The 15,290-nt window shown below is 40.3% G+C and carries 15 protein-coding genes; 4 read left to right on the forward strand and 11 right to left on the reverse strand.

What is annotated here, in order from left to right; translation table 11 throughout:
- Nucleotides 1-194: 194 nt before the first annotated feature.
- On the forward strand, nucleotides 195-2,768 hold the full coding sequence (gene plsB / locus WA249_RS05945) for a glycerol-3-phosphate 1-O-acyltransferase PlsB (RefSeq protein WP_336167011.1): 2,574 nt from the start codon (nucleotides 195-197) through the stop codon (nucleotides 2,766-2,768).
- A 46-nt stretch (nucleotides 2,769-2,814) separates the two neighbouring features.
- Here the strand turns inward: plsB and WA249_RS05950 are convergent, their stop codons facing one another.
- Nucleotides 2,815-3,798 (reverse strand): putative solute-binding protein, encoded by a 984-nt coding sequence (locus WA249_RS05950; RefSeq protein WP_336167013.1) that lies wholly within the window; start codon nucleotides 3,796-3,798, stop codon nucleotides 2,815-2,817.
- Nucleotides 3,799-3,877: 79 nt separating this feature from the next.
- Complete coding sequence (locus WA249_RS05955; protein WP_336167015.1) at nucleotides 3,878-4,693, reverse strand: NAD(P)H-binding protein; 816 nt, start codon at nucleotides 4,691-4,693, stop codon at nucleotides 3,878-3,880.
- A gap of 20 nt (nucleotides 4,694-4,713) precedes the next feature.
- On the opposite strand from WA249_RS05955, the gene recG reads away from it, so the two are divergent.
- Nucleotides 4,714-6,759, forward strand: coding sequence for an ATP-dependent DNA helicase RecG (gene recG, locus WA249_RS05960; RefSeq protein WP_336167017.1), 2,046 nt, complete (start codon nucleotides 4,714-4,716; stop codon nucleotides 6,757-6,759).
- Nucleotides 6,752-7,381 (forward strand): ComF family protein, encoded by a 630-nt coding sequence (locus WA249_RS05965; RefSeq protein ID WP_336167019.1) that lies wholly within the window; start codon nucleotides 6,752-6,754, stop codon nucleotides 7,379-7,381. The genes recG and WA249_RS05965 overlap by 8 nt, the downstream gene beginning before the upstream one ends.
- A 5-nt stretch (nucleotides 7,382-7,386) precedes the next feature.
- Here WA249_RS05965 and WA249_RS05970 read toward each other — a convergent pair whose 3' ends face one another.
- Nucleotides 7,387-7,785 carry an NUDIX hydrolase gene (locus tag WA249_RS05970; RefSeq protein ID WP_336167021.1) on the reverse strand — a complete coding sequence of 133 codons (399 nt, stop codon included), beginning with the start codon at nucleotides 7,783-7,785 and terminating at the stop codon, nucleotides 7,387-7,389.
- 14 nt (nucleotides 7,786-7,799) lie between these two features.
- On the reverse strand, nucleotides 7,800-8,381 hold the full coding sequence (locus WA249_RS05975) for a TIGR00730 family Rossman fold protein (RefSeq protein WP_336167023.1): 582 nt from the start codon (nucleotides 8,379-8,381) through the stop codon (nucleotides 7,800-7,802).
- Between the two features lie 158 nt (nucleotides 8,382-8,539).
- Here WA249_RS05975 and WA249_RS05980 point away from each other — a divergent pair, with 158 nt between their 5' ends.
- The gene (locus WA249_RS05980; RefSeq protein ID WP_336167024.1) at nucleotides 8,540-9,553 is read left to right on the forward strand and encodes a magnesium and cobalt transport protein CorA; all 1,014 of its coding nucleotides are present in this window, start codon (nucleotides 8,540-8,542) and stop codon (nucleotides 9,551-9,553) included.
- A gap of 72 nt (nucleotides 9,554-9,625) precedes the next feature.
- Here WA249_RS05980 and WA249_RS05985 read toward each other — a convergent pair whose 3' ends face one another.
- The 7 genes from WA249_RS05985 to WA249_RS06015 all read right to left on the reverse strand — a co-directional run bounded on the left by WA249_RS05985 (nucleotide 9,626) and on the right by WA249_RS06015 (nucleotide 15,262).
- Nucleotides 9,626-9,913: an STAS domain-containing protein gene (locus WA249_RS05985; RefSeq protein ID WP_336167026.1), complete on the reverse strand. Its 288-nt coding sequence runs from the start codon at nucleotides 9,911-9,913 to the stop codon at nucleotides 9,626-9,628.
- 10 nt (nucleotides 9,914-9,923) lie between these two features.
- Nucleotides 9,924-10,565 carry an MlaC/ttg2D family ABC transporter substrate-binding protein gene (locus WA249_RS05990; protein ID WP_336167028.1) on the reverse strand — a complete coding sequence of 214 codons (642 nt, stop codon included), beginning with the start codon at nucleotides 10,563-10,565 and terminating at the stop codon, nucleotides 9,924-9,926.
- A gap of 26 nt (nucleotides 10,566-10,591) precedes the next feature.
- Complete coding sequence (mlaD, locus tag WA249_RS05995; RefSeq protein ID WP_336167030.1) at nucleotides 10,592-11,275, reverse strand: outer membrane lipid asymmetry maintenance protein MlaD; 684 nt, start codon at nucleotides 11,273-11,275, stop codon at nucleotides 10,592-10,594.
- Nucleotides 11,275-12,054 (reverse strand): lipid asymmetry maintenance ABC transporter permease subunit MlaE, encoded by a 780-nt coding sequence (gene mlaE, locus WA249_RS06000; protein WP_336167032.1) that lies wholly within the window; start codon nucleotides 12,052-12,054, stop codon nucleotides 11,275-11,277. Before mlaE ends, mlaD begins: the two co-directional genes overlap by 1 nt.
- Complete coding sequence (locus tag WA249_RS06005; RefSeq protein ID WP_336167034.1) at nucleotides 12,051-12,869, reverse strand: ABC transporter ATP-binding protein; 819 nt, start codon at nucleotides 12,867-12,869, stop codon at nucleotides 12,051-12,053. Before WA249_RS06005 ends, mlaE begins: the two co-directional genes overlap by 4 nt.
- A 90-nt stretch (nucleotides 12,870-12,959) precedes the next feature.
- Nucleotides 12,960-13,169, reverse strand: a complete 210-nt coding sequence (locus WA249_RS06010; protein ID WP_026055540.1) for a hypothetical protein — start codon at nucleotides 13,167-13,169, stop codon at nucleotides 12,960-12,962.
- Between the two features lie 107 nt (nucleotides 13,170-13,276).
- Entirely contained in the window at nucleotides 13,277-15,262 is a 1,986-nt protein-coding gene (locus tag WA249_RS06015; RefSeq protein WP_336167037.1) for a DEAD/DEAH box helicase, read from the reverse strand.
- Between the last annotated feature and the right edge of the window lie 28 nt (nucleotides 15,263-15,290).

Genomic DNA, 15,290 nt, shown 5'->3' on the forward strand with positions numbered 1-15,290 from the left:
AACATGGAACAATCAGTCAACTTCTGAGGAACATTACCCTTAAAACTGCTAAAAATACGATTTTTAACGATAAAATATGCCAAAAGCATTATAATTTATAAGCTATTAGCATATTGTTTTTTTCAATAAATGCCTCAAAATAATTACCCTCCGCATTTGGTGCTGGGATTTGTCTTTAAGAAGTAGGAGTTCTTATGTCCAAGAGTGGGTTTGGTCAAATGTATCGTCGGCTTTCGAGTAAGCTACTTGACCTCGTGGTAACACCACATGTTCTTGGGGAAGTTCCTACTGAACCAGTATCAGAAACAACAGAAACAGAAGCAAAGACTGACCGCCAGAAAGTGGTGTGCTATGTCTTACAAAACCATTCTCGAAGCAATGCTTTGGTGGTAGATGGTGAAACGCGTCGTTTAAATTTAAAACCTGCGTTAGACCCATTAGTTGTTGGCACTCATCAGGAAAAAGCATCAGTTTTATTTTTACAGCACAATGATGAAAATAATTTACTGAATCCTCCTCCTCATGCTTTTCCACCACGCTTATTAAAATTAATTGAAGTCTTACAAGAAAATCCTGAACTTGATATAGAGCTTGTTCCAGTTACCGTTTTATGGGGCCGCTCACCAGATAAAGAAGATTCTTGGTTTAAACTTTTATTTTCAGATACATGGGCTACACCAAGCACCGTTAAGCAATTGGTCAACATTGGCTTACATGGTCGACAATCTTACTTAGAATTTCATGAACCACAATCACTACGTGAATTGGTTGAATATGCTCAACAGCATTATCCGAACCTTTCACCAGCCACTTATATTGTAAGTACGTTAAATGATTACTTAGATCGTCAACGTGAAGTGGTCTTAGGTCCCGATTTATCGGATCGCCGTAATGTCATGCAGTCGGTTGTGAAATCTCGCGATGTGCAAGAAGCAATCCGCCGTGAAAGTATTCGCGGGAAAGTCAGTATGCTCGAAGCTGAACGTCGTGCGATTGGCTATGTCAATGAAATCGTATCGGATTATTCACATTCAGCAGTCCGCTTTGCCGATCTTGCTTTAACGCGCTTATGGACCCAGCTTTATGACGGCGTAGATGTGCATAACTTCAGCACTGTTCGTGAACTAGCAAAAGATTATGAAGTGGTTTACACACCTTGTCACCGCAGTCACATCGACTATTTATTATTGTCTTATGTGATTTATAGACGTGGCCTTATGGTTCCGTATATTGCTGCGGGTGATAACCTAAACCTGCCTTTCGTTGGACAGCTTTTACGCGGCGGTGGTGCCTTCTTTATTCGCCGTTCTTTCCGTGGCAATGGCCTTTATACAACGGTATTTAAAGAATATTTATATAGTATTCTTTCTCGTAATACACCACTTGAGTACTTTATTGAAGGTGGGCGTTCGCGTACAGGACGCCTATTACCGCCTAAGACTGGCATGCTAGCCATGACGGTTCATAGTCATTTACGTGGCCGTACAAAGCCAATTGTATTTGTACCAACTTACATTGGTTATGAACGCCTCATGGAAGGCTCGACTTACGTAGGCGAAATGCAAGGTAAACCGAAAGAAGCTGAATCAATTTTTGGTATTGTAAAAACCTTACGAAAAATTGAACGTATTTTCGGTAAAGTCCATGTGAACTTTGGTGAACCTGTTTTCCTTGATGATCTGCTTAAACAGCATAATGCAGAAAACATTTTTATCGAGAAAAATGACGACCCAATTCCTCAAGCAGTTTCAGATGCAGTAAATAGCTCTGCACATGCAATTTTAGAAAATATTAACCGAGCTGTGGTGATTAACCCTGTCTCTTTACTTTCTATTATTTTGCTTGCAACTCCAAAGCATACGCTTGATGAAGAAATCTGTATTAAGCAGCTTGAAGCTTACCGCGATCTGGCATCAAACTTCCCATATGACCAACGTATGGAAGTAACGCCACTTTCTGGTAAAGAAATTATTGCTTATGGTTTAAAGCTTAAACTCATTAAACGAGTTCAGCACGCACTCGGCGATATTATTGGAATTGAAGATAACCAAGCAGTTCTTCTGACCTATTTCCGTAATAACATTTTACACGCCTTTGTTTTACCTTCCCTGGTTGCATCACTTGTTGAACACAATGGAAAAATTAGCCGTTCAGATTTAAACAACGTCATCTATACCCTGTATCCATTCTTGAAGGCAGAGTTATTCCTTAAATGGAAGAGTAGCGAACTTAAGGAACAGATCGAGCAATATGCAAATGCATTGGTTCAATCAAATCTTATTCAGCAAGATGATGAAGGTAACTTGATTAGCTCTGCACCAAATACCGAAGAGCATAATCAGCTTGTTGTTTTAGCTACTCCTGTTAAGCAAAGTCTTGAGCGTTACTACATGACACTTGCACTCATTACTCAACGTGGTTCGGGTAATATTTCTGCTAAACAGGTTGAAGAATTAAGTCATTTACTCGGACAACGTTTGTCAGTTCTATATGAATTTAATTCGCCAGAGTTCTTCGACAAAGCTTTATTCCAAAGCTTCCTAAAAGTACTTACACAGCAAAATTACATTCGTACAAACGACCAAGGCCAAATCGAGTTTGATGAAAATTTCCGTCAAATGGCTGCTGGCGCACAGTTGGTACTTGATGAAGTAACCTTACAAATGTTGCAGCACATCACAACCTTTACCGACGAAGAATTAAAAGATGCGCTTGAAGCTATGGCATCTCAACAAGCAAAACGACGTTTAAAGCGTAAAAAATCTTAAGATTTTTATTCAAAATAAAAGGCAACTTCGGTTGCCTTTTATTTTATTAGCGAATTGGGCATTCAAAATAGCGTGGATCATCCATACAACGCAGACGCTTCATAAGTTGAACAAAATAAGCATCGTAATAACCTGAAAGAACATACTGATTACGTATTTTTGCAACCATAACGTCATAGCTCTGCTTTTCATAAAAAGAAACATCCACCCAGTAATAGGCTGGTAAATGGTTTTCCCACTGGGTCGCACGGTTAGTCAGTAATTGGCTGTTTTGAACAAACCATCCTCGAATTTTTCGGCCAAAATGAGCAGGATAAGCTTGTGGTTTAATAATTAAATTGACGCCGAAATATGCCAAAGGAAAGTTAATGACTTGGACATCTGGTCCAAATTCTTTTTGTAAATTATATGGCAATAGTCCATATATGGGAGCTGGAACAATATCGATTTTGTCTTGCTTAAACTGAACAATCGCATTAGATAAATCAACATAAACTGGCTGAGCACCTACACTTCGTACCAATGCTTGTTGTGGTGGATTGTTAGGTAACACACCAATACGCTGATTTCTTAATTGAGCAACTCTAGAGATTTTTTTATTTTTTAGGACCATATAGGCTGTGCCAATAGGAATCATTCCTACCGCTTCATAGTCCTTAGAAATTAGTCTTTTCTCAACTGTTGGATGATTCAAAAGCTGTAATAAGCTCTTAGCAGTACGATTATTGGGAATAATTCCGATACCAGCGGTACTTCCCATAAACTGGTTATAGCGATAAGTATTAAAATTAGATGCCGCTAAACCTGAACATTTACCATCATCAAAAGCTTGTATGGCCTGCTGTTCTTTTTGATAGGTAACTACTTTAAATTTGACTTGATACTGCTGAGCATACAACCGAATGTCATTTAAACGACGTGTAATATCCCCTTGGGAACCAATCGGATCATATGCACACCATACCTGATCATCGGCCCAACTCGCAACAGCTGTTACGCTCAAAATAAGAGCTAAACAGATTTTTTTCACTTTCAACCTTTTTATCTTTATCGGCAATTTGACTGCCTCATCAGGTATTTATGTTCTTATTTAAAGTTTAATCAAAATTTTATTTAGTGCTATGAACATTTAAACATAATAAATAGTCATTAAAGCAAATTGGATGCTCTAATTGAAAACCCGTTTCGGGCAAATGTTTCGCATAAATTCTTTTACCTGAGATTTGGTTTGATTCTAACGTTAACTCTGGTAATTCCAATTGTTTTTGGAACCACACGATAACTTCATGCAAGGGCAATGGTTGGTTATTAGTCACAATATAGCTCGTTTGATGATTTTCATAATCAGCCATAAAAGCCAAAAATTTTGCTAAATCATCAATATGTATTCGATTGCTATAATGTATATTTGGATAACTTTGACTATTTTCAGCCATCTTCTTTAAACGGGAAACTGAAGTTCCGTAAATCCCAGTTGGGCGAATAATTACACATTGTGTTGGATAATGTTTTTGCCAAAGCAACTCCATATTCCGCAATATATGGCCTTGTGCATCATTTGGCTGAATTTCACTAAAATCATCAATGATCTCCCCTGCATTTTCACCATATACTCGCGTAGATGACACTACGATTATTTTTTTTACTGGATGTATTTTTAATGCATCTCGAATCGGTTCAATACTATTTACATAAGTATGTTGGTAGCCCTCAACCGTACTCTCGTTTGGAGAAAGTAAAATATATACGACATCTACAGGTTCAATTTTACTTAAATCAAGTTTAAAGATATCTTGAACAAGATGGGTTGCGTAACTATCCGTTTTTACACTACGGCTGATTGTGGTAATTTGATGTTCTTTCTCAAATAGTTGTTTAGCAACACGCTGAGATGTTTTACCATAACCGATAAATAATATATGCATAGAAAACTCGTTGAGGGGACATGACTTCAGTCCATCAGTTACAAGGCGTTGGATCGGCTTCAGCAGCCCTGCTCGAAAAACTAAATATTTTTACCACAGATGATTTACTGTTTCATCTGCCACGTGATTATGAAGACCGCAGTACAATTATTGCAATGAATCAACTTGTGGTTGGACGTAGCTATTTACTCGAAGGTGAGGTCAGATCAATTGACTTCCCTCCGGGAAAACGAAAATCTATGGCGGCCTTGGTTCAAGATGAATTCGGCAAAGTTACCTTACGCTTTTATCATATTTATAAAAATCTGACTGACAAAATAAAACCAGGTCATCGCTTACGTATTTTTGGTGAAGTTCGTGTCGGTGCTCGCGGCCTTGAGATGTATCATCCTGAAATTCAGCTTATTAATGAACATACGCCCCTACCAAAAACTCAGCTTACAGCAATTTACCCAAGTACTGATGGACTGACTCAACCCAAATTACGTGAATATGTAAAACAAGCTTTAAAGCATCATAGTGATGCCTTACCAGAGCTGCTCCCAAAAAAATATACTAATGGCTATGCGCTTAAAGAGGCTCTGTATTACATTCATGAGCCTCCCGTTGATGCCAATATGCTCCAGTTGGCCCAAGGTTCACATCCAGCCCAACAACGACTTATTTTTGAAGAACTGGTTGCACACCAAATTAGTTTACTTAATCGCCGTGCTTATATTCGTCAAATTGCATCTCCAGCTTTTTCAAGTAGCAAAATATTAGCTAAAAAGTTATTAGAAGCTTTGCCATTTCAAATGACCAATGCACAAAAACGTGTATCTAAAGAAATTTTAAATGATTTGAAGCAGAACCAACCGATGCTTCGATTAGTGCAAGGCGATGTAGGCGCTGGAAAGACCTTAGTTGCTGCTGTAGCCGCTTGCCATGCTTTAGAAGCTGATTGGCAGGTTGCATTAATGGCCCCTACTGAGATTCTTGCAGAACAGCACTATCTGAATTTTAAACGTTGGTTTGAGCCTTTAGGCATTACAGTTGCGTGGTTGTCTGGAAAACAAAAAGGTAAAGCGCGTGCTCAAGCAGAGAAGCAAATTAAAGAAGGCCACGCTGAACTTATTATTGGTACACATGCTCTATTTCAAGATAGCGTTGGATTTGCAAAATTAGGTTTGGTAATTATTGATGAACAGCATCGTTTTGGCGTAGATCAGCGTTTAGCTCTACGTAATAAAGGTGCTGAGCAGTTCACCCCACACCAACTCGTCATGACAGCTACCCCTATTCCAAGAACACTGGCAATGAGTGCATATGGCGATTTAGACACCTCAATTATTGATGAGTTGCCACCGGGTCGTACTCCAATTCAAACCGTTACGATTCCACTTGATCGTCGTGAAGAAGTACTTCAACGGATTGCTTCAAACTGTAGAGATGGGAAACAGGCATATTGGGTATGTACACTGGTTGAACAGTCTGAAACTTTAGATGCTCAAGCAGCAGAAGCAACCTATCAAGAGATGAAAGAACGCTTCCCTGAGCTTAATATTGGCTTAGTGCATGGCAAAATGAAAGCTGACGAAAAACAAGCTGTCATGCAAGCGTTTAAGAATAATGAATTACAACTTCTTATTGCAACCACAGTCATTGAAGTTGGGGTCGATGTTCCCAACTCTTCTATTATGGTCATTGAAAATGCCGAGCGTTTAGGACTTTCTCAGTTACACCAATTACGTGGTCGTGTAGGTCGAGGCGCCCAAGCAAGCTTTTGCGTACTTTTATACAAAACACCTCTCTCTCAAAATGGGCAAGAGAGACTTTCCATTTTAAGAGAAAGTAATGATGGCTTTGTGATTGCAGAAAAAGATCTTGAGTTACGCGGACCGGGTGAATTACTAGGTACTAAACAAACTGGGGATATGGGTTTTAGAGTGGCTCGTTTAGAGCGAGATGATCACTTACTCAGTCAAGCTCATTATGTAGCTCAGCAAGTCTTAAAAGATTATCCAGAACAAGCAGATGCGTTATTAAAACGTTGGCTTCCAGAAGCGCCTCGTTACGCGTATGTTTAGTTTCTTAAATCCGCAGCATCTTATTCAATTGCTCTCACCTTGCTTATTATGCGAGTCAGGTGTCCGAGAAAAACATTCGCTCTGTAAGGACTGTTGGAAGCAGTTACCTTGGCTTAAGCAAACAATTCAACGCAATGATCAATCAGTTCTTGTGGCCTGTGATTATGAATATCCAGTTAGCCGAATCATTCAGCAGTTTAAGTATGAACAAAAATTACATTATCAAATCTTGTTAGGGGAAATTTTACAACAACTCAAATTTCCCAAAGTACAGGCTATTGTGCCTATGCCTATTTCGAATCAACGTTTAATCGAACGTGGTTTAAATCAGTCGTTGTTACTCGCAAATATCTTAAGTAAACAATTAAAAATACCTGTTTGGCAGCCGGTGCAGCGCCTTGCTGAGCATTCGCAAAAAGGGCTTTCTCGACTGGAACGCTTTGAGAACATTGAACAACAGTTTATTGCGCTTACTCAAGAAAAACGGCGTTATCGCCGTGTTCTTATCATTGATGACGTGATAACCACAGGAAGCTCTATTCATGCGCTTAGTCAAGCACTTAAACAATTAGGCTGCACATCCGTCCATGCCGCTTGTCTAGCGGCAACTTTGACCAGTTAAAATGATTAATCCGTAGATAGATGCTGCTCACACCAAGGAATAACAATTTCACGGGTTAATGGTGCGAGGTGCATTTCTGAATCATTCAAGTCTACCCATTTCATTTCTGCAATTTCGGCTGCAATTTTAGGTGCCTGATCGAGCTGAACAAGATATAAATGACTGACCAGAATATGATCTGGCTCATTCGCCGCTGCTGTTTCGAAACGACCAAGAAATTGCTCAATTACACAAGAACTTCCAACTTCTTCTAAAATTTCTCGCTGCATTGTGACATCTGGTGCTTCATTGGGTTCCAGTTTGCCACCCACTTGCATAAAAGCATGAGTATTACGCTTTCTTACGAGCAACAACTGATTTTGCTCGTTCAAGATCACTGCAGCAGCGACCGTAATTGTTTTCACTTATTTAACCTCGTTTATGGTTGAACATCAGCATTTATCCATTTTGGAGCAGGAGCCTGATATTGCTCAAATTGTTGAAGAATATCTTCAATTTTGTCTGATGCGATCAATTTATCAACGAACCGTGCTTGGCTAAATCCATTATCTACCGTCCCTTGAATCATTTTAAGTAAATCTTCATAAAAGCCAGCTACATTTAAGAAAGCACATGGCTTTTGATGAATACCTAATTGCGCCCACGTCCATTGTTCAAAGATTTCTTCCAATGTACCCGCACCGCCAGGTAAAGCAATGAAACCATCGGAGAGATCTGCCATTTTGGTTTTACGCTCATGCATATTTTCGACCACATATAATTTGGTTAAGCCCGGATGAGCTAACTCACGATCGACCAAAGCACGAGGAATCACGCCAATGACTTGTCCACCTGCTTGCAAAGCACTATCAGCGACAACGCCCATTAAGCCTGAGCGACCACCGCCATAAACCAAGGTCTTACCTTGTTTTGCGATAGCCTCACCAGTAATTTTGGCAACTTGTTGGAAAATTAGGTTTGAACCAAGAGATGAACCACAGAAAATACAAATTGAATTCATAGTGTAAAAAACCGTTTTATTGAACTGTCATGCTGACAAACTAAACTATCGATAGAGTTTTTTTTTGCAAAATAGCGTATTAGCAAGTGTTTTTCGGCAAATCCTTGTCTAAAATACACCCATCCATTTCCATCAGACTGCGTGAGGAAAAAAGACACATGCTTGAAGCCTTTTATGCCACAGAACGCGGAAGTCTGGAAGATGCCACCATCAATGGTGGATTTGATCTACATCCCGAATTAGTCTGGCTTGATCTTATTGCACCCTCGCAAGAAGAGCAACAATGGGTACTAGATGCCTATGACCAAAATTTACCTACACTAAAATCGCTTGAAGATATTTCATCCTCAGCACGATTCTACCGTGATGATGATGGTATTTTGCATATCAGTACTTATTTTTTAACGAAAAATAAAAACTATCAAGTGGATGGTGACGCAGAAGATTCATCACATATTTTAGCGATGGTGCAAACGGTTGCATTTATTCTACACAAAGACCGTCTCTTTACGATGCGGGGAGAAAAATTAGTTGCCTTTCGTGCCTTTCGTGCACGCGCTCGCCGAAATGACTATGACATGGACTATAAAGATCCAACATGGATTTTATTAGGTCTTCTTGAAGCAAAACTTGATGAACTTGCAGATATCTTAGAAGATATCCACAAAGATTTAGAAAAATACTCTACAGAAGTTCTGAACAATCACCAACGTGAAAAGATTCTAGATCTAGATGACATGATTACCCGCCTAGCTCAACAAGAAGACGTGCTAGGAAAAGCACAGCTCTGTTTGATTGATTTACGACGAGTACTTACTTTTTTATCACGTCCACGCGCATTAGGTAGTCATATTTACGATGCAGATATTCGAGAACTTAGTGAAGATGTTCGCTCACTCGTAGAACATGATGCTTTCTTATTCCAAAAAGTACGATTCTTGCTTGATACGACATCTGGATTCATTAATACCGAACAGAATGACACAATCCGTCGATTCTCGATCCTACCAAGTATGTTAGCTCCTCCCATGCTTATTGCCAGCATCTATGGGATGAATACAGAAGTATTACCTTTTGCCCATGGTAAAAGCAGCTTTATAGCAGTTTTATTAATTATTGTCGGCTTTTTTATTGGTCCTATCATTTATTTCCGTTGGAAAAAATGGATCTAAGCTTTGGAATGAAATACTAATTCTCAGCAAAAAAAAGCACCTATATTTAGGTGCTTTTTTATATCTTGAACATCAGATCAAATGTAGATCTTCCTGCAAATGGCAGGCTTGAATGATCTTCAGCATTTTCTCAGGTACATTTTTGAGATGCAAACCAGTTTTTTGTGGAGTCGCTCGTAACCATTGAACTAAAACAGCCAATGCCAAGGTACTACCTTGCTCAAGCTCTGTTAAATCTACCACCAGAGGGAAGCTTTGCTGCTTCTTAATGATAGCTAAACCAGCTTGATACTGTTGTTCCGCATTTTCAAAATCAATTTTTCCCGAAACAACCAATTGCTGGTTGAGATACTGAATCACTCGTCACCTACTATTTTTGTTTGTTCTGATTAACAGCAGCATCTGCATCCGGTTTAAAGGTTGCAATTGCTTTATTCAAATCACCGCCATTACGCTTCACAGTTGATGCAAACTGATTACGGAACTGTAATCCTAGATCAATACCAGAAACGTTGATATTACGGATTTTCCATTGAGTACCTTTATCATCTAACTGGAAAGATACAGGAATTTTGTCGCCGTTATGACTAAAGTCCAAAGTTACTACTGGATTTTTACCTGCAGTTGCCTTGTAAGGACGCATGGTATAGCTTTGATTCGTATATTTAGCAAATGCACTACCGTAATTTTCAATTAATGTATTACGGAAGTTTGTTTCAAACTGAGCACGTTGTGCCGCTGTACTATACTGATTTGTTGCGTAAGTGCCCATTACAATGCGTGTAAATGCTTGTGAATCGACATACGGGTCTAAATTCTGACGTACAATAGTCTTTACTAATGCTGGATTACTTTGCAATTTTGCATGATCAGCTTTTAAACGACTGATCAAACCATCAGCAACACGCTTGATAAAATCAGGTGGTGCTTCTGAAGGTGCAGCAAATGCTGTACCCACAATCATGGTAGACAAAAGACTTGCTGTCAGGGTTTGTTTAAACAACGTATTCACCAGGAACCACTCCTTCAAATAATCTTTTACTCAACAAATGATGCTTGTGCACTGTCTTTAGTAGTGCTTGCAGGAGCACTTGCTTCTGTTGAGCCTGAACCGGCAGCAACTTTACCAGCCCCACCACCAGTAATAAATTTACTAATTAAATCTTCTAAATCCATAGTTCCTTGAGTGTTTGAAAACGTATCACCTCGTTTTAGGTAGTTCAAACCACCGCCAGGTACAACTTTCAAATATTTCTCACCCAACAAACCATTGGTTGCTACCATTATATAAGCATCTTCATCAATACTTGTGATGGAGGTCATGTTACTCGTCAGTTGCTGTTCCATTGCTTTTTGTTGCGCTGGAGAAGCCTGCGTATAATCTGAGCTATAACGTAACTCTTCAAGCGCATTCTTCTGAACTTCTTTTAATTGTTCAGGATTGAAACTTGTCAATTTTCCATCTAAACCAAATGTTACGGTAGCCAAACGCGTAACTGGATCAAGTGTAATTGAATCAACACGACCAATTGTAACACCACTCATTGTTACTTTAGCACGTGGCTTTAGCCCATTGACGTTATCAAATTGAGCCTTCATGGTATAACTATCAGTTAAGTTCGTACCGACAAGCCCACTAACTTTCATTGCTAAAAAAAACAATGCAATGCCGAAGATAATGACAAAGATACCAACGGCCAGTTCACTACTACGTGATTTCATTAAATCCCTCCGAACATGACCGCAGTCAACACGAAATCAAAACCTAAAACACATAATGAAGAATATACAACCGTCCGGGTCATTGCCGTTGCAATGCCTTCTGGTGTCGGATCACAGGCATAGCCTTGATAAACAGCGACCCATGTACAAATCAAAGCAAAAACAATACTTTTAATAATCGTGCCATTGAAAATGTCATGTCCGAAGCGCACTGTATTTTGCATACCACTCCAGAAGGAGCCTTCATCAGCACCTAAAAAGTCAACACCGACCATCTTGCCACCAATAATACCAATAGCTGCAAATATCACAGTTAACATTGGCAAACTGACAATACCTGCCCAAAGACGTGGTGATACGATTTGCTTTAAAGGGTCAACACCAATCATTTCCATACTGGCAAGCTGTTCGCTTTGCTTCATTGAACCAATTTCGGCAGTCAATGCAGAACCTGCTCGTCCTGCAAATAGCAATGCAGCAACCACAGAAGCAAGCTCACGGAGTAGTGTCAACGAAATCGCTGTACCCAACATCGACTCAGCACCAAAAGTGACCAAAATGCTATACATCTGCAAGCCAAGAACAGCACCAATAAACAAACCAGAAACGGCAATAATAAGTAAGGACATCACACCTACGCGATGCATTTGGTAAACAAAACGACCAAAACCGCCCTTGGTAGGAAATGAAAAAATAATCTGCAAGAGCATTAGTGCCGCAGCACCAATGCCTCGAATCCGCTCAATAACGAGTCTACCTAACCAGGCAATCGTATTCATGGACGAACCTCGTTATCTAAATAAGCTTGGGGGCTAAACTGATATTCAACTGGCCCTTCTACCGAACCAGTTAAGAACTGTTTTACAAATGGCGAAGCATGTGCCTTGAGTTGCTCAGGTGTACCTTCACCCTGAATTCTGCCTTCAGCGACAACATAAATATAGTCGGCAATCGACAATGTCTCTGCCACATCATGCGAAACAATAATTGTTGTTAAATTTAATGCTTCTCGTAATGAACGAATCAAACGTGTCAAAACTCCTTTTACAATAGGGTCTTGACCAGCAAAAGGTTCATCGTACATGATTAAATCTGGATCTAGTGCTATGGCGCGAGCCAATGCCACACGACGATTCATACCACCTGAAAGTTCTGTCGGCATTAATTTTTCAGAACCGCGCAAACCCACTGATTCAAGTTTTAATGCAACCAGTTCGGCAATGAGATTTTCAGGAAGCTTTGTATGCGCTCTGATTGGAAACGCCACATTTTCATAAACGGACATATCCGTAAATAAAGCCCCACTCTGAAATAACATTCCCATACGTGCACGAGCGGAAAAAAGTTCCTGACGAGACATTTTGGCAATATCTTTAGCGTCGAGTAAAACTTCCCCCTGATCTGGAACTAGCTGTCCACCAATCAGACGTAATAAAGTTGTTTTACCTGTACCTGAAGGTCCCATAATGGCCGTAATCTGGCCTCGACGTATATTTAAACTAATATTGTCATAAATGACGCGTTCCCCTCGATTAAAACTCAAATTTTTCACTTCAATAAGTGGTTGAGGAGAGAGAGGAGTTTTATTATTCATAATGGCAATCGTTCCTGCACTTTTATGCACGCATACTATAACACTGAAAATTAGCAAACTTGTTGTAATTTTAACAAAAGCAAATCTAACTTATTTTATAGAAATAGAAGAAGTATGTTCGTAAAAAGAGGTCAATTCAGAAGCTTGGAATTGCTCAACAGAACTTCCATTTATAAAAGCATAGGCAAAGTAAACACCATTACACAAAACGAGTGCAATAAAAAGATAAGGCAAACCATGCTGAACCAAAAGGTTCTTCAATTGTGCCATTATTGTTTCTTTTCGCTTACTTTTACGCATTATTTAATAAAAAATTGAACCAATTCACATTTTGTTAGTTTATAACAAAACTGAAAAATAAAAAAGGCCAGTATTTTTACTGGCCTTTTTTTCAAACTAAATATTGATTAGCGGTCGAATTTACGACGCGGCGGTTTATCATCGAAGCTACGACGCGGACGATCTTCGCCACCAAAGCTACGTTTTGGACGATCATCACCACCGCCGAACGCTGGACGTTCACCACGTGGTTTGTCATCAAAACTACGACGCGGACGATCTTCACCGCCAAACGCTGGACGTTCACCACGTGGTTTGTCATCAAAACTACGACGTGGACGATCTTCACCACCGAAGCTACGTTTTGGACGATCATCACCACCGCCGAACGCTGGACGTTCACCACGTGGTTTATCATCGAAGCTACGACGTGGACGATCTTCACCACCAAATGCTGGACGTTCGCCACGTGGTTTGTCATCAAAACTACGACGTGGACGATCTTCACCACCGAAGCTACGTTTTGGACGATCACCAAAACCACCTTCACGACGTGGTTTATAATCTACGCGATTACCACGGTTATCATCATTCGATTCAAAACGCGGTTTATCATTGAAACCACCTTCGCGACGTGGACGATCTGAAGTGAACTCACGACGTGGACGATCTTCAAAACCACCTTCACGACGTGGACGGTCTGAATTGAATTCGCGACGCGGACGATCTTCACCGCCGAACGCTGGACGCTCACCACGTGGCTTATCATCAAAACTACGACGTGGACGGTCATCACGACCACCTTCACGGCGTTTGAAATTGCTTTCGCCTTCAAAACGACGACCACCACCAAAACCACCGCCGCCACTACGACGACCATCACGACCACCGCCGCCATTACCACTACGGCCACGACCACCGCCATCACGACCTGAACGAGCAGGAGGTGGAGATGGCTCTAAGCCTTCAATTTCAGAAACACTTAAACGAGCTTCTAAATATTCTTCAAGAGCACGAATCTTACCGCGTTCACGATAAGTCGCTAAAGTAATTGCTTGACCAGTACGACCAGCACGACCAGTACGACCAATACGGTGTACATAATCTTCATGCTTCATCGGAAGACCGAAGTTAATTACGTGAGAAATAGTCGGAACGTCAAGACCACGAGCAGCAACGTCAGTTGCAACTAAGATTTTTGCACGACCTTCACGAATACTACGTAAACGACGGTTACGAACTGTTTGTGGCATTGCACCATGAAGCGCAACTACAGAATGACCTGCTTCAGCAAGTTCTTCTGCCAACATATCTGTATCTTCTTGCGTGCTAGCAAAAACAACAGCTTGATCTAAGTTTTCATCACTTAACCAATGAGTAAGTAATTTTTTCTTATGTTCAAAGCCATCAGTCCAATGCAATGTTTGCGTAATATCTGTATTGGTTGAATGACCTGTTTCAATTGCGATACGCATAGGATCTTTCATCATGCATGATGCAAGACGGATAATACGATCAGCAAATGTTGCAGAGAACATTAATGTTTGTTTACGGTTAGCCGCTAATTCGCTAATTGCTTCTAAGTCTTCAGAGAAACCTAGGTCAAGCATACGGTCAGCTTCATCAACGATTAAAGCATCTACTTGATCCAATTTAATTTGACGACGATTCACCAAGTCAAGTAAACGACCAGGTGTTGCAACAACAACTTGCGCGCCTTTTAATTGTTGAATTTGTTTTGCAAATGGCATACCGCCCATAATCGCAGCAATACGAACACCTTTCATGTGACGTACAAGTGCAATTGCGTCTTGACTTACTTGCTGTGCCAATTCACGAGTTGGTGAAATTACCAAGATATTCGGTTGAGTCACTGCCTTCATACGGTCTTTGAACGGTACAACAGTCTCTTGACCAGCTAAAGCATTTAATGTTGGGAGTAAGAATGCAGCAGTTTTACCAGAGCCAGTTTGGCTTGATACGAGAAGGTCTTTACCTTCTAAAGCAGCAGGAATTGCTTGTTCTTGTACAGCAGTCGGGGCAGTAAAACCTAAACCTTCAAGCGCTTGTTGTAAGGTTTCATGCAAAGAAAATTCGGCAAAAGTTTTGCTCATAGAGAGTTTCACCCTTGTGGGTGCTCCA

Origin of the sequence: Acinetobacter sp. 161(2023), from assembly GCF_037027805.1 — a bacterium.
In the GTDB taxonomy this organism is placed as follows: Bacteria; Pseudomonadota; Gammaproteobacteria; order Pseudomonadales; family Moraxellaceae; genus Acinetobacter.